General features: G+C 70.2%; 24 protein-coding genes and 1 tRNA gene. 20 read left to right on the top strand and 5 right to left on the bottom strand.

Features of this window, described 5'->3' with window-relative positions:
- The first annotated feature begins 389 nt into the window (after window positions 1-389).
- The 17 genes from AB0O93_RS07085 to AB0O93_RS07005 are packed head-to-tail and all read left to right on the top strand — an operon-like array spanning window position 390 to window position 16,217.
- Window positions 390-1,004, top strand: coding sequence for a hypothetical protein (locus AB0O93_RS07085; protein ID WP_363341836.1), 615 nt, complete (start codon window positions 390-392; stop codon window positions 1,002-1,004).
- Window positions 1,004-2,050, top strand: a complete 1,047-nt coding sequence (locus AB0O93_RS07080) for an HAD-IIA family hydrolase (RefSeq protein ID WP_363341834.1) — start codon at window positions 1,004-1,006, stop codon at window positions 2,048-2,050. Before AB0O93_RS07085 ends, AB0O93_RS07080 begins: the two co-directional genes overlap by 1 nt.
- Window positions 2,051-2,071: 21 nt before the next feature.
- The gene (locus AB0O93_RS07075; protein WP_197272954.1) at window positions 2,072-2,227 is read left to right on the top strand and encodes a hypothetical protein; all 156 of its coding nucleotides are present in this window, start codon (window positions 2,072-2,074) and stop codon (window positions 2,225-2,227) included.
- Window positions 2,224-3,024 carry a TlyA family RNA methyltransferase gene (locus tag AB0O93_RS07070; RefSeq protein WP_363341832.1) on the top strand — a complete coding sequence of 267 codons (801 nt, stop codon included), beginning with the start codon at window positions 2,224-2,226 and terminating at the stop codon, window positions 3,022-3,024. The genes AB0O93_RS07075 and AB0O93_RS07070 overlap by 4 nt, the downstream gene beginning before the upstream one ends.
- Window positions 3,021-3,977, top strand: coding sequence for an NAD kinase (locus tag AB0O93_RS07065; protein ID WP_363341830.1), 957 nt, complete (start codon window positions 3,021-3,023; stop codon window positions 3,975-3,977). Before AB0O93_RS07070 ends, AB0O93_RS07065 begins: the two co-directional genes overlap by 4 nt.
- Window positions 3,974-5,665 carry a DNA repair protein RecN gene (gene recN / locus AB0O93_RS07060; protein ID WP_363341828.1) on the top strand — a complete coding sequence of 564 codons (1,692 nt, stop codon included), beginning with the start codon at window positions 3,974-3,976 and terminating at the stop codon, window positions 5,663-5,665. The genes AB0O93_RS07065 and recN overlap by 4 nt, the downstream gene beginning before the upstream one ends.
- Before the next feature lie 17 nt (window positions 5,666-5,682).
- Window positions 5,683-7,395, top strand: a complete 1,713-nt coding sequence (locus AB0O93_RS07055; protein WP_363341826.1) for a CTP synthase — start codon at window positions 5,683-5,685, stop codon at window positions 7,393-7,395.
- A complete protein-coding gene (locus AB0O93_RS07050; RefSeq protein WP_363341824.1) occupies window positions 7,388-7,972 on the top strand; it encodes an NUDIX hydrolase in 585 nt (194 codons plus the stop codon). The genes AB0O93_RS07055 and AB0O93_RS07050 overlap by 8 nt, the downstream gene beginning before the upstream one ends.
- Window position 7,973: 1 nt before the next feature.
- Window positions 7,974-8,948: a site-specific tyrosine recombinase XerD gene (gene xerD, locus AB0O93_RS07045; RefSeq protein WP_363341822.1), complete on the top strand. Its 975-nt coding sequence runs from the start codon at window positions 7,974-7,976 to the stop codon at window positions 8,946-8,948.
- Window positions 8,935-9,819: a ParA family protein gene (locus tag AB0O93_RS07040; protein ID WP_053547203.1), complete on the top strand. Its 885-nt coding sequence runs from the start codon at window positions 8,935-8,937 to the stop codon at window positions 9,817-9,819. Before xerD ends, AB0O93_RS07040 begins: the two co-directional genes overlap by 14 nt.
- Window positions 9,803-10,618 (top strand): ScpA family protein, encoded by an 816-nt coding sequence (locus tag AB0O93_RS07035; protein WP_363341819.1) that lies wholly within the window; start codon window positions 9,803-9,805, stop codon window positions 10,616-10,618. The genes AB0O93_RS07040 and AB0O93_RS07035 overlap by 17 nt, the downstream gene beginning before the upstream one ends.
- Window positions 10,608-11,213: an SMC-Scp complex subunit ScpB gene (gene scpB, locus AB0O93_RS07030; RefSeq protein ID WP_363341817.1), complete on the top strand. Its 606-nt coding sequence runs from the start codon at window positions 10,608-10,610 to the stop codon at window positions 11,211-11,213. The genes AB0O93_RS07035 and scpB overlap by 11 nt, the downstream gene beginning before the upstream one ends.
- Window positions 11,210-11,977, top strand: coding sequence for a pseudouridine synthase (locus tag AB0O93_RS07025; RefSeq protein ID WP_363341815.1), 768 nt, complete (start codon window positions 11,210-11,212; stop codon window positions 11,975-11,977). The genes scpB and AB0O93_RS07025 overlap by 4 nt, the downstream gene beginning before the upstream one ends.
- Window positions 11,978-13,084 (top strand): prephenate dehydrogenase, encoded by a 1,107-nt coding sequence (locus AB0O93_RS07020; protein WP_363341813.1) that lies wholly within the window; start codon window positions 11,978-11,980, stop codon window positions 13,082-13,084.
- On the top strand, window positions 13,081-13,779 hold the full coding sequence (gene cmk / locus AB0O93_RS07015) for a (d)CMP kinase (RefSeq protein ID WP_363341811.1): 699 nt from the start codon (window positions 13,081-13,083) through the stop codon (window positions 13,777-13,779). Before AB0O93_RS07020 ends, cmk begins: the two co-directional genes overlap by 4 nt.
- On the top strand, window positions 13,769-15,310 hold the full coding sequence (der, locus tag AB0O93_RS07010) for a ribosome biogenesis GTPase Der (protein WP_363341809.1): 1,542 nt from the start codon (window positions 13,769-13,771) through the stop codon (window positions 15,308-15,310). Before cmk ends, der begins: the two co-directional genes overlap by 11 nt.
- A 34-nt stretch (window positions 15,311-15,344) precedes the next feature.
- Window positions 15,345-16,217: an NUDIX domain-containing protein gene (locus tag AB0O93_RS07005; protein ID WP_363341807.1), complete on the top strand. Its 873-nt coding sequence runs from the start codon at window positions 15,345-15,347 to the stop codon at window positions 16,215-16,217.
- 25 nt (window positions 16,218-16,242) lie between these two features.
- Here AB0O93_RS07005 and AB0O93_RS07000 read toward each other — a convergent pair whose 3' ends face one another.
- Window positions 16,243-17,697 carry an MDR family MFS transporter gene (locus tag AB0O93_RS07000; protein WP_363341882.1) on the bottom strand — a complete coding sequence of 485 codons (1,455 nt, stop codon included), beginning with the start codon at window positions 17,695-17,697 and terminating at the stop codon, window positions 16,243-16,245.
- Window positions 17,698-17,833: 136 nt separating this feature from the next.
- On the opposite strand from AB0O93_RS07000, the gene AB0O93_RS06995 reads away from it, so the two are divergent.
- On the top strand, window positions 17,834-18,478 hold the full coding sequence (locus AB0O93_RS06995) for a TetR family transcriptional regulator (RefSeq protein ID WP_363341805.1): 645 nt from the start codon (window positions 17,834-17,836) through the stop codon (window positions 18,476-18,478).
- Window positions 18,479-18,548: 70 nt separating this feature from the next.
- Here AB0O93_RS06995 and AB0O93_RS06990 read toward each other — a convergent pair whose 3' ends face one another.
- Window positions 18,549-19,901 carry a DUF222 domain-containing protein gene (locus tag AB0O93_RS06990; RefSeq protein ID WP_363341803.1) on the bottom strand — a complete coding sequence of 451 codons (1,353 nt, stop codon included), beginning with the start codon at window positions 19,899-19,901 and terminating at the stop codon, window positions 18,549-18,551.
- A 135-nt stretch (window positions 19,902-20,036) separates the two neighbouring features.
- On the opposite strand from AB0O93_RS06990, the gene AB0O93_RS06985 reads away from it, so the two are divergent.
- Window positions 20,037-20,831, top strand: coding sequence for an alpha/beta hydrolase (locus AB0O93_RS06985; RefSeq protein WP_363341801.1), 795 nt, complete (start codon window positions 20,037-20,039; stop codon window positions 20,829-20,831).
- A gap of 13 nt (window positions 20,832-20,844) precedes the next feature.
- Here the strand turns inward: AB0O93_RS06985 and AB0O93_RS06980 are convergent, their stop codons facing one another.
- Window positions 20,845-21,210 carry an RNA-binding S4 domain-containing protein gene (locus AB0O93_RS06980; protein ID WP_053547215.1) on the bottom strand — a complete coding sequence of 122 codons (366 nt, stop codon included), beginning with the start codon at window positions 21,208-21,210 and terminating at the stop codon, window positions 20,845-20,847.
- A 43-nt stretch (window positions 21,211-21,253) separates the two neighbouring features.
- Window positions 21,254-21,841 (bottom strand): GNAT family N-acetyltransferase, encoded by a 588-nt coding sequence (locus tag AB0O93_RS06975; RefSeq protein WP_363341799.1) that lies wholly within the window; start codon window positions 21,839-21,841, stop codon window positions 21,254-21,256.
- A gap of 115 nt (window positions 21,842-21,956) precedes the next feature.
- On the opposite strand from AB0O93_RS06975, the gene AB0O93_RS06970 reads away from it, so the two are divergent.
- A tRNA-Pro gene (locus AB0O93_RS06970) sits at window positions 21,957-22,030 on the top strand.
- A 158-nt stretch (window positions 22,031-22,188) separates the two neighbouring features.
- Here the strand turns inward: AB0O93_RS06970 and AB0O93_RS06965 are convergent.
- Entirely contained in the window at window positions 22,189-22,356 is a 168-nt protein-coding gene (locus AB0O93_RS06965; protein ID WP_363341797.1) for a hypothetical protein, read from the bottom strand.
- Window positions 22,357-22,377 lie beyond the last annotated feature (21 nt).

Here is a 22,377-nt window from a genome sequence, read left to right as displayed (position 1 = left end):
GGGAGAGTAGGACACCGCCGGACTTCTTTTAAACGAAAGGGCCACCCAACGCTGGGTGGCCCTTTCGCGTTAACAACACCCACACGCAACCGAACGCCGTGGGGACACAGGAACAGAGTGACCTTCGAGGAGTCGACATGGCCGAGCGCCGATCCGATGACAGCGCGCGAGACCGCGGTCGCGGGGGTGGCCGGCCGCCGCGTCGAGACGGCTCCCGTCCCGTTCGAGGAGGCGCGGGCCGGCCGGACCGGCGTCCTCCGGAGGGAGCAGCACGCGAGGATAGGCCGCGACACGATGATCCGCCGATCCCCCAGGAGATCACCGCGCGCGACCTCAACGGTCCGGCGCGCAATGAGCTGAAGACGCTGAGCAAGGAGAATGCCGAGGAGGTGGCGCGGCACCTTGCGATGGCGGCGCGTCTCATCGACGACGACCCGGCCCTCGCTCACCGTCATGCCCTTGCCGCCTCCCGTCGTGCCGGTCGGATCGCCATCGTGCGGGAGACCGTCGCGATCACGGCGTATGCGACCGAGGATTACGCGTTGGCGCTCCGGGAACTGCGCACCTATCGGCGGATCTCCGGCAAGGATGACCAGATCGCGCTCCTCGTGGACAGCGAGCGCGGGGTCGGGCGGCCCGACCGGGCTCTCGAGGTCGGGCGGGCCGTCGATCGCTCCGCGCTTCCCGTGCCGGTGCGTGTGGAGCTGGCGATCGCCATGTCCGGCGCACGACTGGACCTTGGTGAGACCGAGCGCGCGCTGACCGAGCTGGACATTCCGGAACTGGATCCTGACCGCGCATTCGAGTGGAGCCCGGCGCTCTTCGCGGCACGCGCCGCCGTCCTGGAGGAGCTCGGTCGTACGGACGAGGCCGCGCTGTGGCAGCGTCGTGCCGACATCGCCGCCGAGGCGCTGCACGACGCCAGCGGAGCGGCCGACCTCGAGACGATCGTGGTCGAGGACGCGGTGATCGAGGACGACGCCGTCGAGGGCGATCGATCCTGATGGGTCTTTCGGCGAAGCGCCTCTTCGGTCGTGGCGATGCGACCCCGCTGGACGGCGTGGACACCGTCCTCGCGGATCTGGACGGGGTGGTCTACGCGGGGGCCGGCGCGCTTCCGTACGCTGTCGACAGTCTCCAGCGCGCGCGTGAGGGGCGGGCCCTCGGCTTCATCACCAACAACGCCTCCCGCACGGATGCATCGGTGGCGGCGCACCTGAGCGAGCTGGGCATCCCCACTCGTCCGGAGGACGTGGTGACGAGTCCGCAGGCGGCGATGCGCCTCCTGACGACACTCGTGCCGGCGGGCTCGACCGTGCTCGTGGTGGGTGGCGAGGGTTTGCTGACCGAGGTGACGAAGGCGGGCTTCCGGGTCACCCGGAGCGCGGATGACGCACCCGCAGCCGTGGTGCAGGGCTTCGCGCCGGAGGTCGGCTGGTCGCATCTGGCCGAAGCTGCCTACGCGCTGGCCGTGCCGGAGGAGGACGGCGGCATCCCCTGGATCGCCACGAACACGGACTGGACGATCCCGCAGGCGCGGGGGATCGCGCCGGGGAACGGAACGCTCGTCTCCGCCGTGCACACGGCGGTCGGCCGCCTCGCCACCGTCGCCGGTAAGCCCGAGGTCCCGATCTTCCACGAGGCCATATCGCGTTTCGGGTCTCAGCGCGCACTGTTCCTCGGTGATCGTTTGGACACCGACATCCTCGGGGCGAACCGCGCGGGCATCCCGTCCGCGCTCGTGCTGACCGGAATCGACCGGCCGAAACACGTGTTGGCCGCGCCGCAGGGGTCGCACCCGACGTACATCCTCGGGGATCTGCGCCAGCTCCACGAGCCCTATCCGGAGGTCACCGTGCGTGGGGACGTCGCGACGGCCGGGCGCGCACGTGTGCGCATCGACGGCGTGGACGTCCGCATCGACAGCGCCGGAGACGCACAGATCGACCTCCTGCGCGCCGCCGCGGCGGCGATCTGGTCGACGGGCCGTGCGATCTTCGGGTTCCGTGTTCCCGAGCAGCTGTACGCCGATCCGTTCCACCGTCCCTGAGGTGCGTCGTACCATGGGCCGATGGACCGCTTCGAGGTGACCGAGACCGCCGACCTCCTCTCCGCGCTCGAGGTGATCGAGGCTCAACCTCTCGCGTCCCGTGCCGACGCCTTCGCGTCGCTGCACGATGCCCTGGCGAGGGAACTCGACGCGGGGCCGACCTCGTCGTCTTCATGACGGAGCGACTGGATGCGGCTCTCGCGGCGCGTGGCCTGGCGCGGTCGCGCAGCCACGCGGCGACGCTGATCTCCGCCGGCTTGGTCAGCGTCGACGGGCGCCCCGTCGTCAAGGCCGCCGCAAGGGTGGAGGCCACCCAGGAGGTCACCGTCGCGGGCGCGGATCACTACGTGAGCCGCGCTGCGCACAAGCTGACCGCCGCGCTCGACGGCTTCGCGCTGGACGTGTCCGGTCGACTCGCGCTCGATCTCGGCGCGTCGACGGGCGGCTTCACCCAGGTCCTGCGCGAGCGCGGGGCCCGCGAAGTGCTCGCGATCGACGTGGGTCACGGGCAGATGGATCCCTCCGTGGCGGCCGACCCGGGCGTCGTCGTCGTCGAGGGCTTCAACGCCCGGTACATGACCGCCGATCTCCTCGCCCAGGCGGCCGGGCGCACCGAGGCTCCGACCGTGGTGACCGGCGATCTCTCCTTCATCTCCCTCGTTCATGTGCTTCCCGCGGTGGCGCAGGTCATCGAGCGCGACGCAGATGTCGTGCTCCTGGTCAAACCGCAGTTCGAAGTGGGGCGCACGGCCGTGAAGGGCGGACTCGTGACGGATCCGATCGCGCGGGTGGACGCCGTGGAACGGGTGCTCTGGGCCGCGTGGGACCAGGGGTTCGGCATCCGCGGGTTCCTCGCGTCGCCGTTGGTCGGTACGCACGGGAACGTCGAGTACATCGTCCATCTGGCGCCGGGGCGCGAGGCCGATCCGTCAGAATGGTCAGACACCGTGAACCGACTGGCAGGGAGCCGATGAACGACGATGCCCGCGTGAGGCGCCACATCCTGGTGGTCGCTCACGCGCTGCGCGACGACACCGTCGACGCGGCGGACAGGGTGGTGCGGGCTCTCCGCGCGGCGGGGGCGACGCCGGTGCTCGCGGCCGACGACCGGGCGGAGCTCGTCGCGGCGCGCGCGGGGTTCGACGACGTCGCAGCCCTCGGGACCGACGTCGCCGTGGAGGACATCGAGCTGGCCATCGTGCTCGGGGGAGACGGGACGATCCTGCGGGCGGCGGAGCTCGTCCGAGAGGGGACCGCCCCGGTCCTCGGTATCAACATGGGGCACGTCGGCTTCCTCGCGGAGATCGACAAAGACGACATGGACGAGGCGGTCCGCCGCGTCATCGATCGGGCCTACGAGGTCGAGGAACGCCTCGCGCTGCAGGTCCGCGTCAAGAACGCGCAGGACGAGGTCATCTACGAAACCTGGGCGTTGAACGAGGCCACGGTGGAGAAGGCCAGCCGTGAGCGGATGCTGGAGGTCGTCATCGAGGTCGACGGACGCCCCCTCTCGAGTTTCGGCTGCGACGGTGTCGTCGTGTCGACCCCCACGGGTTCCACCGCGTACAACTTCTCCGCCGGGGGACCGGTCATCTGGCCGAGCGTCCAGGCCATCGCGGTCATCCCGCTTTCGGCGCACGCCCTCTTCGCCCGGCCGCTGGTGGTCGGGCCCGAGCACGCCGTGGCCATCGAGGTGCTCGAACGCACCAACGGCATCGGGGTGCTCTGGTGCGATGGGCGGCGCTCCCACGATCTCCCGCCGGGTGCGCGCGTGGTCGTGCGTCGCTCACGTCGGCCCGTCCGTCTCGCGCGCCTGCACCCCGCGGCGTTCACTGATCGGCTCGTTCGCAAATTCCGCCTTCCGGTCGAGGGATGGCGCGGCCCGACGGCGCCCGCCGGGCGCGGCACGAAAGACCCCGCGTCGTGATCGAGGAGATGCGGCTGCGGGACCTCGGTGTGATCTCGGAGGCGACGCTTCCGATCGGGCCGGGCTTCACGGCGATCACCGGTGAGACGGGCGCCGGCAAGACCATGGTGGTCACCGGCCTCGGCCTGCTCCTCGGGCAACGCGCCGATTCGTCCGCGGTCCGCTCCGGCGCTGCCAGCGCCGCCGTCGACGGCGTCTGGATCGTCGACGACGACGGTCCGGTCGCGGACCGCGTGCGGGACGCCGGCGGCGAGATCGACCCGCTCGGCGACGGTCGGGGCGAGTTGATCGTCGGGCGCACCGTCTCCCGCGAAGGCCGGGGGCGCGCCACCGTCGGAGGCCGAGCGGCACCGGCGGCGGTACTCGGCGAGCTGGCCGATCACCTGGTCGTCGTGCACGGGCAGTCCGAGCAGCTCCGCTTGCGTTCCGCGGCTGCCCAGCGGGAGGCGCTCGACAGGTTCGGCGGCGCTGCCGTGCACGCAGCACGCGATGCCTACGCTGCGGCATTCTCGCGCTGGCGGGAGCTGGACGAGACGCTGACGACCCTGGTCGCGCAGCGCGACCAGCGCGCGCGCGAAGCCGATCTTCTCCGGTCGCAGCTCGACACCCTCGAGCAGGTCGCGCCGCAGCCGGGTGAGGACGCCGAACTCGCCGTGCGCGCCGAGCGTCTGGCGAACGGCGAGGAGCTTCGGCTCGCAGCGGCCACGGCGCACGCGGTCCTCTCCGGCGACGGCGACGCGCCGGACGCCGGCATCCTGCTGGCGGAGGCCCGTCGCGTGCTCGAACGCGTCCAGGATCCAGCGCTCGCGGATCTCGGCGAACAGATCAGCGAGCTCGGCTACCGCGTCGCGGACATCGCGGCCTCGCTCGCCGGCTTCCTCGCGGACCTGGACGAATCCGGGCCCCATGAACTCGCCGCCGTCGAGGAGCGGCGCGCGCTCCTCGGTGCGCTGGTGCGCGAGCACGGTTCTCTCGATGCCGCGCTCGCGCTGTGGGAGGCGGGATCGTTGCGCCTGGCCGAACTCGACGACGACTCGGGTCGCGCCGAGCGCCTGGCCGAGGAGCGGGACGACGCGGCACGCGCCCTGGACACCGCGGCCGCCGCCCTCACCGCTGCGCGGGTGGAGGCCGCGGGACGCCTCGCCGAGGCCGTCACCGCGGAGTTGCAGGCGCTCGCGATGGCCGACGCGCGCCTGGAGGTGCGGGTCGCGCCCGCGTCGGCGACAGCAGCGGGCCGTGACGAGGTGTCGCTCCTCCTCGCGCCGCATCCCGGTGCCGAGCCCCGTCCGGTCTCCCGCGGCGCATCCGGGGGAGAGCTCAGTCGCGTGATGCTCGCCATCGAGGTCGTGATCGCGGCGACCGACCCGGTTCCGACCTTCGTCTTCGACGAGGTGGACGCCGGGATCGGCGGTGCGGCGGCGATCGAGGTGGGGCGACGGCTCGCCCGCCTCGCCGAGGGATCCCAGGTCATCGCCGTGACCCATCTCGCCCAGGTCGCCGCATTCGCGGGCAATCATCTCTCCGTGGTGAAGGCCGGCGACGGCGGGGTCACCTCGTCCGACGTCCGACGCCTCGCGGGGGCGGAACGGGAGGCGGAGATGGCACGACTTCTCTCCGGAATGCCCGATTCCGAGGCGGCCCTGACCCACGCGCGCGAGTTGCTCGAACTCGGCGCATCCCGGCACTGATAGGATCGAAGCCCGTGATGCAGACTTCTGGAGATGTCCCTGAAACGGCCTCCCACGGTGACAAGAACAGCGACACCACCAAGCACATTTTCGTGACTGGCGGTGTCGTTTCTTCGTTGGGCAAGGGATTGACCGCCGCCAGCCTCGGCAACCTCCTCACCGCGCGCGGACTGCGCGTGGTGATGCAGAAGCTCGACCCGTACCTGAACGTCGACCCGGGGACGATGAATCCGTTCCAGCACGGTGAGGTCTTCGTGACCGACGACGGTGCCGAAACCGACCTCGACATCGGTCACTACGAGCGGTTCCTCGACATCGAGCTCAGCCAGGCCGCGAACGTCACGACCGGGCAGGTCTACTCCCAGGTGATCGCGCGCGAGCGGCGCGGCGAGTACCTGGGCGACACGGTCCAGGTGATCCCGCACATCACGGACGAGATCAAGCGTCGTATGCGGCTGCAGGCCACCGAGGTGCCGCGCCCCGACGTCATCATCACCGAGATCGGCGGCACGGTCGGCGACATCGAGTCGCAGCCGTTCATCGAGTCCGCACGCCAGATCCGTCACGAGCTCGGTCGCGGCAACGTGTTCTTCGTCCACGTCTCCCTGGTCCCGTTCATGGGCGCGTCGGGGGAGCAGAAGACCAAGCCCACCCAGCATTCCGTGCAGGCTCTGCGCCAGATCGGCATCCAGCCCGATGCGCTGGTGCTCCGCAGCGACCGTCCCGTCACGGAGTCGAACAAGCGCAAGATCGCGCTCATGTGCGACGTGGACGAGGATGCCGTCGTCAACGCGGTCGACGTGCCGAGCATCTACGACATCCCGACGATGCTGAACACGCAGGGACTGGATTCGTACATCGTGCGGGCACTCGGCCTCGGCGGATCGGCGGACGTGGACTGGTCCCGCTGGGACCGCGTGCTCCAGGCGGTCCACAATCCGAAGCACGAAGTGACGATCGGACTGGTCGGGAAGTACATCGACCTCCCCGACGCGTACCTCTCCGTGACGGAGGCCATCAAGGCCGGGGGCTTCGCCCACGAGACCCACGTCACGCTCCGGTGGATTCCGTCGGACGAGTGCGACACGCCCGAGGGCGCTGCGCGCGCGCTCGGCGACCTGGACGGCATCGTCGTTCCCGGCGGATTCGGCATCCGCGGCATCGAGGGCAAGCTCGGCGCCCTGCGCTTCGCCCGCGAACAGGGGATCCCGACGCTCGGCATCTGCCTGGGCCTTCAGTGCATGGTCATCGAATACGCCCGCAACAAAGCCGGTCTCGAGGGGGCGTCCTCGAGCGAATTCGATCCGGAGACCGCGTTCCCGGTCATCGCCACGATGGCGGAGCAGGTCGACATCCTCGAAAGCGGCGATCTCGGCGGCACGATGCGTCTGGGGCTCTATCAGGCCGACCTCGCGCCCGGATCCCTCGCCGAAGAGGTCTACGGCGCAGCGACCGCGTCCGAGCGGCACCGTCATCGGTATGAGGTGAACAATCGCTTCCGCGACCAGATCGCCGAGGCGGGGCTGACGTTCTCCGGCCTCTCACCCGACCGGAACCTCGTGGAGTACGTCGAACTTCCCCGCGACGTCCACCCGTATTACATCGCCACCCAGGCGCACCCGGAGCTGCGCTCGCGCCCGACCGCGCCGCACCCGCTGTTCCGCGGCCTCATCGGCGCGGCACTGGAACGTCACCGCTCCAGTGAGCTGTTCGACGTGGACAATGGCTGAGCAGCTGCGAGACGAGCCCGTCGAAGCCGAGGTCACCGACAGCGAGCTCGTCTATGAGGGGCGGGTGTGGGACGTCCGCAGCGACACCCTCCGCTACGGCGACGAAGAGATCGTCCGACAGTATGTCGCCCATCCGGGCGCGGCTGCGGTGGTCGCCCTCGACGATGAGGACCGGGTGCTGCTGATCCAGCAGTACCGGCATCCCATCCGCCACCGGGACTGGGAGATCCCCGCAGGGCTCCTGGATGTGCCCGGGGAGCCGCCGGCCGAGACGGCTCGCCGTGAGCTCGCGGAGGAGGTCGATCTCGTCGCCGAGCGCTGGGAGGACCTCGTCTCGGTCTTCACCACCCCCGGAGGCAACGACGAGGTGGTCCACGTGTTCCTCGCCCGGGGGCTGTCCGCCGTCGGCCACGCCCACGCACGCGAGGCCGAGGAAGCCGACATCCGCATCGAGTGGATTCCGCTCGCCGACGCCGTCGACGGCGTGCTCGAGGGTCGGTTGCGCAACGGCATCCTCGCCGTGGGTGTGCTGGCAGCCGCGGAACGGCTGCGGCGGACGGATCCGAACGGGCGCTGACGTGCGCCCGGATCGAGCGGTCGACGACTACCTGCGCCATGTGGCGCTCGAACGGGGGCTGTCCGACCATACGGTCGCTGCCTACCGCCGTGACCTCGCGACGTATCTCGCGTGGCTCGATGAGCAGGGGATCGGCGACACCTCCGACATCGGGGCCGAGACCGTCACCGCCTTCGTCGCCGCGCACGCATCCTCTCAGCCGCCACCGGCACCGTCCTCGCTCGCGCGGCTGCAGTCGTCCGTACGGGGGCTCCACCGCCACCTCACGCGAGAGGGCGTCGAGGCGGAGGACCCCACGCGTCGGGTGCGTCCACCCCGCCAGCCCCGACGACTGCCGAAAGCGCTCACGATCACGCAGGTGGAGGATCTCCTGGATGCCGCCGGCCCCGCGCCCGCGGAGGTGTCGCCGACGGGTCCCGTGCCCCTTCGCGACCGCGCTCTCCTGGAGCTCCTCTACGCCACCGGCGCCCGAGTGTCCGAGATCGTGCAGCTGGACGTCGACGACCTCGCCGACCGCGAGGTCGTGCGCGTGCGCGGAAAAGGGGACAAAGAACGCATGGTGCCGGTCGGGTCTTACGCTCGAGCGGCCCTGGAGGCCTACCTCACCCGCGCGCGCCCGGAACTCGCCCGGCGGGGGCGGGGGAGCGCCCGGCTGTTCCTCGGCGCCCGAGGGGCCCCGCTGTCGCGCCAGAGCGCGTGGCTGGTGATCCGTGCAGCGGCCGAGCGCGCACAGCTGACCGCGCACGTGTCGCCGCACACCCTGCGGCATTCGTTCGCCACCCACCTGCTGCAGGGCGGTGCCGACGTGCGTGTCGTCCAGGAGCTGCTCGGACACGCCTCGGTGGCGACGACTCAGATCTACACCCACGTCTCGATCGACGCGCTTCGCGACGTGTACGTCACGGCTCACCCGCGCGCTCGGGGCTACAATCGACCGGACGGTCAGGAAGTGGAGAGCATCGGTGGCGGGCAGTAAGCGGAGCGCGGCGAAGGTGTCCGAGGACGACACCCCGATCGGCCCCACCGGCCGACCCTATCGAGGCTTCCCCACCCCGCCGAAGCTCGACGGTCACGGACCGGCGCGCATCATCTCGCTCTGCAACCAGAAGGGCGGGGTCGGCAAGACCACCACCACGATCAACCTCGCCGCCTCGCTGGCCAGCTACGGCCGACGCGTCCTCGCGGTGGACTTCGATCCGCAGGGAGCACTGTCGGCGGGCCTCGGGATCCAGACCCACGACATCCCGACGATCTACGATCTGCTGCTGGACGGCAAGCGCGATCCGCACGAGGTCATCGTCCGGACCCGCGTGGAGGGCCTGGACGTCATCCCCGCCAACATCGACCTGTCCGCCGCCGAGGTGCACCTGGTCAACGAGGTCGCGCGCGAGCAGACCCTCGCCCGTGCCCTGCGTCGCGTCGCAGGTGAGTACGACGTCATCCTCGTCGACTGCCAGCCGTCCCTCGGGCTTCTGACGGTCAACGCGCTGACCGCCAGCCACGGGGTCCTCATCCCGTTGGAGTGCGAGTTCTTCGCGCTCCGCGGGGTCGCGATGCTCATCGAGACGATCGACAAGGTCCGCGACCGCCTCAACCCCTCGATCGAGCTCGACGGTGTGCTGGCGACGATGTACGACGCGCGCACCCTGCACTCGCGCGAAGTCCTCGAGCGCGTCGTGGACGCGTTCGGCGACGACGTGCTGGAGACGGTCATCGGTCGGACGGTGAAGTTCCCCGACGCCTCCGTGTCCGGGATGCCGATCACCGAGTTCGCACCCGAGCACGCCGCCGCGCAGGCGTACCTCCGACTCGCGCGGGAGCTGGTCGCCCGTGGCGCCGTCGCCTGAGGCGCCGGCCGACGACACCGCCGGATTCCGGGTCTCCCTCGGCGTCTTCGACGGGCCCTTCGACCTGCTCCTGCGACTCATCTCCCAGCACGAGCTCGACATCACCGAGGTGTCGCTGTCGAAGGTGACCGACGAGTTCATCGCCTACCTGCGCGCCCTCGGCCCCGATCAGGAGCTGGAGGAGGCCTCAGAGTTCCTCGTGGTGGCCGCGACGCTGCTCGACATGAAGGTGGCGGGCCTCCTTCCGCAGGGCGAGCTGGTGGATGCCGAGTCCGTGGCGCTCCTGGAGGCGCGCGATCTGCTCTTCGCCCGCCTGCTCCAGTACCGGGCGTTCAAGGAGGTCTCGGCGTGGTTCGAGCGCTGCCTGCGGCGCGAGGATCAGCGGCACGCGCGGTCTGTGCGGCTGGACGCCAAGTACCGTCACGCGGCCCCTGACCTGCGATGGACCCTGACACCGGACGATTTCGCCGCCCTCGCCCTGCTCGCGATGACCCCGAAGGACATCCCTCACGTGGGCCTGGACCACCTGCACGCTCCGCTCGTGAGCATCCGCGAGCAGGCGGCGATCGTTGTCACCCTTCTTCGCGATGCCGGCACGCTGTCGTTCCGCGAGCTGGTGGCCGGGGTGAGCGCCCCCGGGGTCGTCGTCGCCCGCTTCCTGTCGGTGCTGGAGCTGTACCGGCACGCGGCCCTGTCGTTCGAGCAGCTCGAGCCGCTCGGAGAACTGACCCTCCGTTGGAGCGCGCAGCGGTGGTCGGATGAGAATCTCGCCTCGTTGGGAGCAGATTATGACCGATGACGCCGTGACCGACGCGTCTCCCGCCGTCGACACCGTCCGCCGCGTGGAGGCGATCCTCTTCATCGCCGAAGAGCCCCTGTCCCTCGTCTCCCTGGCGGCGACGGTGGGAGCCCCTGTCCCCGCGGTGCGCCAGGCCGTGGAGACCCTCGTGGCCGACTACGACGGCCGTGCGGGCGGTCCGCGTCGCGGGTTCGAGCTCCGTGAGGTCGGCGGCGGGTGGCGGATGTACGTCCGCGAGGACCACGACGACCTCATCGCCGAGTACGTCGGCGGCCAAGCGCCCGCGCGCCTGTCCCAGGCGGCCCTGGAGACGCTCGCCGTCATCGCCTACAAGCAGCCGGTGACGCGCTCGCAGGTCGCGTCGATCCGCGCGGTGAACGTGGACTCGGTCGTGCGCACGCTCCTGGCCCGCGGCCTCATCACCGAGCTCTTCGCCGACGCCGAGACCGGCGCCATCAACTACGGGACCACCGACGCCCTGCTGGTCCACTTGGGAATCAACTCCCTCGACGAGCTCCCACCGATTTCGCCCTTCCTGGAGGGGGCGGATGAGGTCGGACGCGCCGAGGGTCTGGACGAAGGAGTGCGCCGATGAGCGATGTCGAAGGTGTCCGTCTGCAGAAGGTCCTCGCGGCGGCCGGTGTGGCGTCGCGCCGCGTGGTCGAGGAGATGATCGTCGCCGGACGGATCCGCATCAACGGGGTCGTGGTGACCGAGCTCGGCCGCCGCATCGACCCCGAGTCGGACCTCGTCGACGTCGACGGCACCGCGGTGCAGCTCGACCAGACCAAGCGCTATGTGATCCTCAACAAGCCGACCGGGGTGGTCAGCTCGATGCGCGACGACCGCGGCCGCCCCGATCTGCGGCCCTTCGTCGAGCCGTATCCGGAGCGCCTGTTCAATGTCGGACGTCTGGATGCCGAGACCAGCGGTCTGCTGGTCCTCACCAACGACGGCGACCTCGCGCACGTGCTCGCGCACCCCTCGTTCGGGGTGACCAAGGTGTACATCGCCAAAGTCGAAGGGCGCGTCGCGCCGGCCACGATTCAGCGCCTGCTCACCGGCGTCGAGCTGGAGGACGGGCCGATCTCGGCGGACAAGGCGCGGCTGCTCTCCCGCAGCACGGAGGGGACCGGTTCGCTCGTGGAGCTCACGCTGCACTCCGGACGCAACCGCATCGTCCGACGGATGATGGCCGAGGTGGGGCATCCCGTCGTCGAACTCGTACGGCGCCAGTTCGGACCCCTCCACCTGGGAACCCTGCCAGCGGGCAAGAGCCGCGAGTTGACTAAAGTGGAGCGCGGCGCCTTGCTCACCCTCGCCCGCGGCGCCACTGCTTCCGAGCATCTGGAGACTTGAGTGACCGACGCCACCGTGCTGGCCACGCGCACGCGCGGACCCGTCCGCATCGTCGGCGCCGGCCTCCTGGGATCGAGTATCGGTCATGCGCTGACCGCCTCGGGGGTCGACGTCGCGCTCGCCGACACCTCCCCCGCGCAGCTGCGCCTCGCCGTCGACTACGGCGCGGGTCGGCCGGCGCGCGAAGGGGACACCCCCGTGCTCGTCGTCGTGGCCGTCCCTCCGGACGTCGTCGCCGATGTGGTGCAGCGTGAGCTCGCAGCCTTCCCGGAAGCCGTCGTCACCGACGTCGCGAGCGTCAAGCTCGAGCCTCTGAAAGAGCTGCGCGCACGCGGCGCCGACCTCACCCGGTACATCGGCTCTCACCCGATGGCCGGACGCGAGCGCGGCGGAGCCATCGCCGCGCGCGCGGACATCTTCGTGGGCCGGCCGTGGGTCGTGTGCCGCGACGAGGAGACCTCCGCCGCGGACCTGACGATCGTCGAGGCTTTGGCCCTCGACCTGGGTGCCACCCCGATCGAGATGACCCCGGAAGAACACGACCGTGCGGTGGCCCTCGTCTCCCACGTGCCGCAGATCGTGTCGAGCCTCCTCGCCGGACGCCTGGCCGATGCGCCGGACCGCTCGTTGCAGCTGACCGGACAGGGGCTGCGGGACACCACGAGGATCGCGGCCTCCGCGCCGGAACTGTGGGTGCAGATCCTGGGGGCGAACGCTGAGCCCGTGCGCGACGTCCTCCGGGCCCTTGCCGACGATCTGGCGACCGTGGCCGCGGCGCTGAGCGCACCGGACGCGCCCGGAGCACGTCGCGCCGTCGCCGACACGATCCGACGGGGGAACGACGGCGTCGAGAGGCTGCCCGGCAAGCACGGCCAGAACCGCCGTTTCGAGCAGGTCGTCGTCATGGTCGACGACACACCCGGTCAGCTCGGCCGCCTGTTCGGCGAGCTCGGTGAGCTGGATGTGAACGTCGAAGACCTGCGCCTGGAGCATTCGCCCGGCGCCCAGTTCGGTCTCGCCGAGATCAGTGTCGTCCCGAGCGCGGTGCGCCGTGCGGTGGACGGCCTCGAGTCGCGCGGCTGGAAGATTGCGAGCACCACCCCATGACCCACTCCTCTCCCCGGACGCCGGCGGTCATCGCCATCGACGGCCCCGCCGGAAGCGGCAAGTCGAGCGTCTCTCAGGAGGTCGCGCGTCGCCGGACCTACGGGTTCTTGGACACCGGTGCCGCCTACCGTGCGCTCGCGTGGCACGCGCTCGAGCACGGGGCGGACACGTCCGATTCGTCCGCCGTGCTGGATGTGCTCGGCGACTTCGACTACGCCATCTCGCTCGACCCCGATGACCGATGGGTACGGGTGGGGGACGCGGACGTCACCGCGGCGATCCGCGAGCCGAAGGTGGCGGATGCCGTCAGTGGCGTGGCGCGGGTGCCGGCGGTGCGCCACGCGCTCACCGCACTGTTCCGTGCCCTCGTGGCCGCGTCCGACCTGCCCGCGGTGGTCGTGGAGGGCCGTGACATCACGACCGTCGTGGTCCCCGATGCGCCGGCGCGGATCCTGCTGACCGCGGCGCCGGAGGTGCGCGCCGCCCGTCGGAGCGCGGAACTGACATCGCATGATGCCGCGGCGGTCGCCGAGGCCCTGCACCGGCGCGACGCCGCCGATTCGAAGGTGGTCGACTTCCTCGCCGCGGCGCCCGGCGTCGAGGTCGTCGATTCCACCGACCTGGACTTCGACCAGACGGTGGACGCCGTCCTCGCCGTGATCGACCGAGCCTTGGAGGCTTCCCATGCACACTGACGATCGCGAATTCGACGTCCCCGACGACGCCGCGGCATCCGACACCCTGGCCCAGCACATGGCCGGTCTCGATGACGACCTCGCCGAGCAGCGGGCCGCTGCCCTCCGCGCCGGCCTCGACGACTACGCCCTCGAGGCGGAGGACGCCGAACTGCTGGAGGGCCTTCTCTCCGGTGAGGGCGAGATCGAGTACCTGCCGGCGCTCCCCGTCGTCGCCATCGTCGGTCGCCCGAACGTCGGCAAGTCGGCGCTGGTGAACCGCATCCTGGGACGCCGCGAGGCGGTCGTGGAGGACACCCCCGGCGTCACGCGCGACCGGGTGACCTACAAGGCCGAGTGGATGGACCGTCGGTTCACCCTCGTCGACACCGGTGGATGGGAGCCGGATGCCCGAGGGATCGACCGATCGGTCGCCGCGCAGGCCGAGGTCGCGATCGATCTGTCGGACGTCGTGCTGTTCGTGGTGGACGCCATGGTGGGGGCCACCTCCACCGACGAGCACGTCGTCAAGCTGCTGCGCAAGAGCGGGAAGCCCGTCTTCCTCGTCGCCAACAAGGTGGACGATGCGCGTCAGGAGCCCGAAGCCGCGGCGCTGTGGAACCTGGGTCTCGGTGAGCCGTATCCGGTGTCCGCGATCCACGGTCGCGGTGTCGCGGATCTCCTCGACGAGATCATGAAGGTGCTGCCGGAGATCTCCGCCGTCGCCGGGCACGAGATCGGTGGCCCGCGCCGCGTCGCCATCCTCGGGCGCCCGAACGTGGGGAAGTCCTCCCTGCTGAACAAGGCCGCCGGCGAGGAGCGCGTCGTGGTCAACGAGCTCGCGGGCACGACCCGTGACCCGGTGGACGAGGTCGTGGAGGTCGGCGGGAAGCTCTGGCGGTTCGTCGACACCGCCGGCATCCGTCGTCGCGTGCACCTGCAGCAGGGCGCCGACTTCTACGCGTCGCTGCGGACCTCCGCCGCGCTGGAGAAGGCGGAGGTCGCCGTCGTCGTCCTCGATGTGTCGGAGCCGCTCAGCGAGCAGGACGTCCGCATCATCGACCTCGTGCTGGAGTCCGGCCGCGCGCTCGTGCTGGCCTTCAACAAATGGGATCGCCTGAACGACGACGACATGGAGGACATCGACCGGCGTCGCTACCTCGAGCGGGAGATCGAGCAGGATCTCGCGCACGTGGCGTGGGCGCCGCGGGTGAACATCTCCGCGCGTACCGGTCGTCACCTCGACAAGCTCGTCCCGGCCCTGGAGACGGCTCTGGCGTCGTGGGACCAGCGCATCTCGACCGGCAAGTTCAACGCCTTCCTCGCCGAGCTCGTCGCCGAGCACCCGCACCCGCTCCGTGGAGGCAAGCAGCCGCGCATCCTGTTCGGGACGCAGGCCGCCACGCGTCCGCCGACATTCGTGCTGTTCACGACGGGCTTCCTCGACCCCGGCTACCGTCGGTTCATTCAGCGTCGCCTCCGCGAGGTCTTCGGCTTTGAGGGGACGCCGATCGTGACGAACATGCGCGTGCGGGAGCGTCGCCAGCGCTGACCCCGGCCCGCCGCCGGTGTGTCAGGCTTGCGGGGTGACGAACGCGAGACCGACGCCGAGGAACCCCGGTGACGCGTGGGTGCTCGCTCCGGACGGTGCGCGGTACTGGGGGCGTTTCGGCGCCGCCGGACTTCTCGCCGTGGACGCGGCGCGTGGCATCCTGCTGCAGCATCGCGTGTCGTGGAGCCACTTCGGCGACACCTGGGGGCTTCCGGGTGGCGCACGTCACGAGGACGAGTCGGCGACGGATGCCGCACTCCGCGAATCCGCCGAGGAGGCGGGTGTGCCGTCGGGGTCGATCCGTCCGCGACTGCTGAGCGTGCTGGACCTCGGCTACTGGTCGTACACGACGCTCGTCGGTGACGTCGAGACGCCGTTCGAACCCACGATCAGCGATCCCGAGAGCACAGCCCTGCAATGGGTCCCCGCCGACGTCGTCCAGGAGCGGCCGCTGCATCCGGGGTTCGCCACCGCCTGGGTGCGGTTGCGCGAACTGCTCGCGGTGCGCCCGGCCGTGCTGATCGATGTCGCGAACGTGATGGGATCCGTCCCGGACGGCTGGTGGCGCGACCGGGCCGGCGCCGCGGACCGCCTGCTGGCGGCAGTGGCGGAGCGTTCGGGCCACGGCATCCCCGCCGCGGAGCTGTCGCTTCCCGAGCACACGTGGTTCCCCGAGTGGGTGGCGGTCGTCGAAGGGGAGGGGCGTGGGGCGTCCGATGTCGACGGAATCTCCATCGTCCGAGCGGATCGTTCCGGAGATGACGCGATCGTCGCCGAAGCCCGACGTCTCGGGGACGCCGGGCGTTCGGTGACGGTGGTGACGGCGGATCGGGAGCTGGCGGACCGGTGCCGGGAGACCGGCGCCGCGGTGCGCGGTCCCCGCTGGCTGCGGGATCTGCTGCCCTGAGTCCGGTCGCGTGTCCGACGCGAGGTCAGTGCGCCACGATCTCGGTCGGCGCCATGGCATCCACCGCGGGGTTGCGGACGAAGGCGGCGAGAAGGACCGCCGCGCTCGCGACGATCGCACCGACGAGGAAGGCCGCGTGCACGCCGTCCGCGGTCGCGGCGACGGGGTTCGCCCCCTCCGAGGCCGCCGCCGCGGCCGTCACCGACATGAGGGTGACGAACAGCGCCGTGCCCGCGGCGCCGGCGAGCTGTTGCAGCGTGCTCACCGTGGCCGAGCCGTAGGAATACAGCGTCGGCGGCAGCGACCCGAGTGCGGAGGTCAGCAACGGTGTGAAGACGAAGCCGAGACCGAGGTTCAGGGCGACGTGCACCGTGATGATCCAGGCGATCGGCGTGCCGGCGTCGAAGGTCGTCATGCCCCAGAGCGCGGCGGCGGCGACGATCATGCCCGGGAGGACGAGCGGTCGGGGTCCGAATCGGTCGAAGAGCGCGCCGACCACCGGAGCGATGGCGCCCATGACGATGCCGCCCGGGAGCAGCATGAGGCCCACGGTGAGGGTGTCGAGTCCCAGGACCTGCTGCAGGTAGAGCGGCAGCAGGATGAGCGATCCGAAGAGCGCGGAGAAGACCACGGCGACGAGAACGGTCGCCAGAGCGAACGGCCGCGACCGGAAGGTGCGCAGATCGAGCAGGGCCGAGTCGGTGCGCTGCAGGCGGATCTGGCGGAGGATGAAGGCGACGACGGAAACGGCGCCGACGGTGATCGGGATCCATACCGGGACGGGGGCGTGCCCGGAGGCCGCTTCGCCGATGGAGCTCAGGCCGAAGATGAGTCCGCCGAAGCCGAGGGCGGACAGGATCACCGAGAGGATGTCGAAGCTCGCCGCGCGGGTCTCGGTGACGTTCCGCACCCACAGGGCGCCGAGGGTCAGCGTGACGACGGCGATCGGGAGCACGAGCCAGAACATCCAGCGCCAGTCGAGGACGGACAGGATGATGCCCGAGACGGTCGGGCCGATCGCCGGGGCGACGGCGATGACGATGGAGATGACGCCCATCATGCGTCCGCGGCGTTCGGGAGCGACGATCGTGAGCACCGTCGTGAACAGCAACGGCATCATGATGGCCGTGCCCGAGGCCTGGACGATGCGACCGAGGAGCAGGACTTCGAAGCCCGGGGAGAGGGCGGCGACGAGGGTGCCGACCGTGAAAAGGCTCATCGCGGTGAGGTAGAGGCCGCGAAGCGGGAAACGGGCCAGGAGGTATCCCGTGAGCGGGATGACGATGGCCATGGTGAGGAGGAAGCCGGTGGTCAGCCACTGGGCGGTCGCAGCCGTGATGCCGAGGTCTTCCATCAGCCGGGGGAGCGCGACGCTCATGATCGTCTCGTTGAGGATCACGACGAACGCCGACACCACGAGGAGGGCGATGACGGTGCCGGGACGGACGGCGCGTGCGGGACGCGGGTCTTCGGACGACAGGGGAGGAAGGTTCTTCTCGAGGGTCACGCGCACGCTCTTTCTCGTTCGGGGCGCACCGCACGGTGACATGCGGGTGAGGACTCGTCGAGTACATGGCAGTGACTGCCAAGTTGGCGTCGCGTGTACAATTCTTCACATGACAGCCGAGGAGAACCCGCCGGTCGGCCTGCGCGAGCGGCGTCGCCGCGAAACCCTGCGCGAGGTGGCGGATGCCGCGCTCACGCTCTTCGAGGAGCGGGGCGTCGCAGCCACGACGGTGGATGAGATCGCCGCGTCCGCGGGCATCTCTCCGCGGACGTTCTTCCGGTACTACCCGACGAAGGAGCATGCGCTCTTCCACGAGGATGCGGAATACCGCGCGATCCGCGTGGGACTCCTCGATGATGTGCGCGGCGGCGCGGACCTCGCTGCGGCGATCCAGCACGCGTGGGTGCGCCTCTTCGACGACTTCGACCGCAGGCCGGAGATCCGTGCACGAGTGCTGCGGGTCCGCCGCGTGATCGAGTCGGAGCCCATGCTTCTCGCGCGCGCGGTGACGAATGACATCGACAATGCCGATGAGCTCATCGATGCCGCCGTCGACGCGGCGGGCGCTCACGCCGATGTCCTGACGATCCGCGCGACGGTCGCGGCGATGGACGCGATCATCCGTGTCGTCTTCGGTGAGTGGGTGCGGCGGTCCGAGCTCGGCGATGCCGCCAGCGCCGGCGGCATCTACCGCGAGGTGATCGCCGGACTCGCACCTCTCGGCGCGCACCTCTCCCGCGACGCGGCGGAGTAGTTCGGCGCGGACCCCGCGTTGTCGGTCGTCCTGGTCCCCGGTGACGTGGAGCGCGGCTCCGTGCGTTGCCTCAGAAGGGCGCGGATGCCGGTTGGGGTTCGGGGAGGAACATGACCCGGGGTGGGGGGTCTTCGGTGTAGGTCTTGCCGGAAGGTGCGGTGAAGTGGAGTCTGCCGCCGGGGAGCTGGGTGACGGTCCATCCTTCCGTGTGTTTGACGGTGTGGTGTCGGAGGCAGAAGGGGCCGAGGTTGTCCTCGTCGGTGGTTCCGCCTTTCGCGTGCTCTTTGCGGTGGTCGATCTCGGATCGGAGGGCGGGGTGGCGGCATCCGGGGAACGCGCAGCGCACGTCTCTTGCCAGCAGGAGTCGTTTGAGGGCGGCGTTGGGGGTGTATCGGTCGACGGTGAGGACGGCTCCGGTGACGGGGTGGAGGAACACGCGGTCGAATCCGGTGGCTGTGCCGGTGAGGGTGCGGACGGTGGTGGGGTCGATCGCGCACTTCCCGTTCAGCTCCGCGCCGCCGGTGGTGGTTCCGGTGAGGGTGGTGGCGGGGATGGTGACTTGCACGACACCTCTGATGGCGCCGAGGTCGCCTCCGGTGGGGTCGACGGAGGGGGCCGCGGTGAGGAGCATGTCGAGGATGATGTCGACGCGCATCTGGTCCCGGGTCCGGTCATCGAACCAGGTGCACGCGGAGTCGTTCTGGGTGCCGTCGAGCTGCGAGTCGATCGTGGCGCGTTCAGCGGCGTCGCGGCGGTTGCGGAGGTCATGTCCCTTCAGGGCCTTTGCCTGCTGGGTGGCGCGGTCGTACGCACCGTGGATCTCGGTGGAGGGTCCGATCATCCCGAGCATCGAGAGGCCGTCGTCGAGGTCTTCCACCCACACCCGCCGGGACGGGAGCGCCTCATCATGCCGTTCTTGCATCGTCCTGGGGTGGTGTTTGTCTGCGACCTGCTGCGCATAGGGGCGCACGCGCCCGGGTGTGGTCTTCACCGCGTAGTCCAGTACGTCGCGTTCATACGCGGCGCGCGCCTCGGGATCGCGGATCGCCGCGCCGGTGTCGACGATCACCCGGGTGTGGGATCTGTCGATCCTCCCCGCTTTCCACGCCGACCACGTCGCGGGGTACTCCGTGCACAAACGGTGGGCCTGATCCATCTGAGTCTGCACCGACCGGTCATTCACGCGAAGGGCGGCGCCGAGCTCCGCCGCCATCCCGCGGATGGGCATTTCCCTCGCCCGCGACTGCGCCGACGGCGACTCCGCCATCCGCTCCAACGCGGTCGCCTGCGCTGCGGCGAGCGCCCGAGCCTTCCCCGCCTGGACGATCGCCTCCAGCCGGTGCCACGCCACACACTCGTCCACGTGCGCCGCGGTCCGCTCCTCCCACGACGCCTCGGGCGCGGCATCCGGAGTCTCGTCCATGGTTTCTCGATTCGTTCAACGGTCGATGACTCCAGGATAGAACAGAGATACGACATTCGACGGGGCAACGTCTGCCACATGGAAAAAATAATCGAAGATAATGACGTAATCTCCGCCTTGAGGTACGGTGACTCGATGGCGGCAGAGCATCGTGCGATCACGGCCTTCGACGGCGCGACGATCTCGTACACGGTCTTCCCCGGTGTGGGGCCCATGGTCGTCGTCTTGCACGGACTGGCCGGGAGTGGGCGCGAGTTCGTCCCGACCGCCGAGGCTCTTTCGCCGAGACCGGTGATCCTCGTGGATCAGCGCGGTCACGGCGCCAGCACGCGGACGCCCGCCGATGTGTCGCGGCTCGCGTTCGTCGATGACGTCGTGCGGGTGATCGAAGCGGAGGGGCACGAGCCGGTCGACCTCGTCGGCCAGTCGATGGGGGCGCACACGGCAATGTTGGTGGCGGCGCACCGACCTGACCTGGTCCGGCGGCTGGTGATGCTCGAGGGCGGCGCCGGCGGAGGGTCTGCCGACGACCATGCCGCGATCGGATCATTCTTCCGGTCGTGGCCTGTTCCCTTCGCTGATCGCGCCGAAGCACGAGAGTTTCTCGGCGACGGCGCGCTCGCCCGGACGTGGATCGCCGATCTCGAGCAGCGGAGTGACGGACTGCATCCGCGGTTCGATTCCGATGTGATGGTTCGCGTGCTCGACGGGATGAGCGAACCGAATCGGAGTGAGTGGGAGAGCGTCAGCGTCCCCACCCTCGTGGTCTACGCCGACGGCGGCATGTTCACCGAGGAGCAGAAGGCCGACTTCGTCGCTCGAGGACGACGCGCGGCGCGGGTGGATCTCGTCGGTGCGTCCCACGACGCGCATCTGGATGCGTTCGACGAGTGGGTCGCCGTCCTCGGCCCGTTCCTCGCGGCAGAGTGACTCACCGGTCAGGTCAGCGCCCGCGGAGCTTCTCGATGTCGCGGCGTTCCCGCTTCGTCGGGCGCCCGGCGCCACGATCGCGCACCGGCACGAACGCGGTGAGCTCCCGGGGCGGTGGTGGCGGCGTGCGGTCCTCCACCGCCTCCGCCGCGACGCTCGCGCCGACACGCTTCACGATCGTCTGGCGGACGACGAGCATCCGGTCGAATCCCGAGATCCGGACGCGCACCTCGTCGCCGGGCTTGACGGTCTGAGCCGCCTTCGCCTTTTCGCCGTTCACGCGCACATGACCCGCGCGGCACGCGGTGGTCGCCGCGGAACGGGTCTTGTACACCCGGACCGCCCACAGCCAGGCATCGACACGGGCGGTGGTGGTCATCCGTCCATGATGTCAAACAGCGGGGCGTTCCCGTCCGGACGCGTCACTTCTCCAGCGTGAGAGCGACCACGACGCGATCGGGACGGGACCGCCCGACTTCTCGGAAGCCGGCGGAGAGGAACGTGGACAGGAGCCCGTGGAACAGCGAGTTCGCGGTGTGCCGTCGGCCGGCCTCAGGGTCGATCGGATACGCCTCGAGGACACGCGCCCCGCGCGCTCGCGCGAACGTGACGGCGGCGTCGAGCAATGCTGCGTTAAGCCCTTCGCCACGGTGCTCCTTACGGGTCACGAAGCAGGTGACGGCCCAGACGGATGCGTCGTCCCACGGCTGCTCGGATACTGATGCGAACGCGCGCGTACGCTCGAGCCGAGGTTGACGCACGCGCGGCCCGACACGCACCCATCCCGCGGGGACGTCCTCGACGTAGGCGATCAGCCCGGGCGGCGGGCCGGCACCGATCTCGTCGTGGAGCATCCGGAGCCGCTCCTCGGCCGTAGCGGCAGAGAACTGCGCGTTCGTGAGTGTCCACCACTGGCACTGACAGCTCGCTCCGTCGCCTCCGCCCGTGAGGGCGTGCTGCACGTCGGCGAAGCGATCGGCGCTGGCGGCTTCCACGGTGACCCGGCTCATGCGCGCGACCCTACTCGCGGTACCCGCCCCTCGCCATGCCCGGGCACCGCACGCGTTCGCGGATGCCGTTCCGACCGGCTAGGATAGGGGAGTTGTCCGCGCATGCGCGGCCTTCCGGGATGTGGCGCAGCTTGGTAGCGCACTTGACTGGGGGTCAAGGGGTCGCAGGTTCAAATCCTGTCATCCCGACCGGAATGGGAAGAGGGTTCGCCGAAGGCGGGCCCTTTTCTCATTCCCGCGAGTGGGTTATCCAGGCGGGCCCACGCCGTCGGAGGCTCCGCGCGGCGCGCAGCGGCGTGTGGAGTGACGGTGGGGCGCATCCCGACCGGAATGTGCCGATCGAGAAATCAGGCGTCGTCGGCCTGCTCGTCCTCTTCCGGCTCGAAGGTCGACGCTTCGCCGGTGTGACCGGCGGCGACGCCGTCGGGGTCGGCGGGGATCGTGCCGTCCTCGCCTACACCGCCGGGCTTGGCGGTCGGGTTGGCGTGGTCGCCGGGGCGTTCTTCGTTGCTCATCTCGTCTCCTGTCTCGTGACG

It is taken from the genome of Microbacterium sp. NPDC077184 (assembly GCF_040687055.1).
In the GTDB taxonomy this organism is placed as follows: Bacteria; Actinomycetota; Actinomycetes; order Actinomycetales; family Microbacteriaceae; genus Microbacterium.
Note: the sequence above shows the minus strand (reverse complement) of the source record. Positions and strands in the feature narration are given on the sequence as shown.

What these genes read in the sequence shown, in the direction of transcription:
- AB0O93_RS07080 (WP_363341834.1), top strand. Translation starts at nt 1,004, where the DNA reads ATGGGTCTTTCGGCGAAGCGCCTCTTCGGTCGTGGCGATGCGACCCCG.
- AB0O93_RS07075 (WP_197272954.1), top strand. Translation starts at nt 2,072, where the DNA reads ATGGACCGCTTCGAGGTGACCGAGACCGCCGACCTCCTCTCCGCGCTC.
- AB0O93_RS07070 (WP_363341832.1), top strand. Translation starts at nt 2,224, where the DNA reads ATGACGGAGCGACTGGATGCGGCTCTCGCGGCGCGTGGCCTGGCGCGG.
- AB0O93_RS07065 (WP_363341830.1), top strand. Translation starts at nt 3,021, where the DNA reads ATGAACGACGATGCCCGCGTGAGGCGCCACATCCTGGTGGTCGCTCAC.
- AB0O93_RS07055 (WP_363341826.1), top strand. Translation starts at nt 5,683, where the DNA reads ATGCAGACTTCTGGAGATGTCCCTGAAACGGCCTCCCACGGTGACAAG.
- AB0O93_RS07050 (WP_363341824.1), top strand. Translation starts at nt 7,388, where the DNA reads ATGGCTGAGCAGCTGCGAGACGAGCCCGTCGAAGCCGAGGTCACCGAC.
- scpB (WP_363341817.1), top strand. Translation starts at nt 10,608, where the DNA reads ATGACCGATGACGCCGTGACCGACGCGTCTCCCGCCGTCGACACCGTC.
- AB0O93_RS07025 (WP_363341815.1), top strand. Translation starts at nt 11,210, where the DNA reads ATGAGCGATGTCGAAGGTGTCCGTCTGCAGAAGGTCCTCGCGGCGGCC.
- cmk (WP_363341811.1), top strand. Translation starts at nt 13,081, where the DNA reads ATGACCCACTCCTCTCCCCGGACGCCGGCGGTCATCGCCATCGACGGC.
- der (WP_363341809.1), top strand. Translation starts at nt 13,769, where the DNA reads ATGCACACTGACGATCGCGAATTCGACGTCCCCGACGACGCCGCGGCA.
- AB0O93_RS06995 (WP_363341805.1), top strand. Translation starts at nt 17,834, where the DNA reads ATGACAGCCGAGGAGAACCCGCCGGTCGGCCTGCGCGAGCGGCGTCGC.
- AB0O93_RS06990 (WP_363341803.1), bottom strand. Translation starts at nt 19,901, where the DNA reads ATGGACGAGACTCCGGATGCCGCGCCCGAGGCGTCGTGGGAGGAGCGG.
- AB0O93_RS06985 (WP_363341801.1), top strand. Translation starts at nt 20,037, where the DNA reads ATGGCGGCAGAGCATCGTGCGATCACGGCCTTCGACGGCGCGACGATC.
- AB0O93_RS06980 (WP_053547215.1), bottom strand. Translation starts at nt 21,210, where the DNA reads ATGACCACCACCGCCCGTGTCGATGCCTGGCTGTGGGCGGTCCGGGTG.
- AB0O93_RS06975 (WP_363341799.1), bottom strand. Translation starts at nt 21,841, where the DNA reads ATGAGCCGGGTCACCGTGGAAGCCGCCAGCGCCGATCGCTTCGCCGAC.
- AB0O93_RS06965 (WP_363341797.1), bottom strand. Translation starts at nt 22,356, where the DNA reads ATGAGCAACGAAGAACGCCCCGGCGACCACGCCAACCCGACCGCCAAG.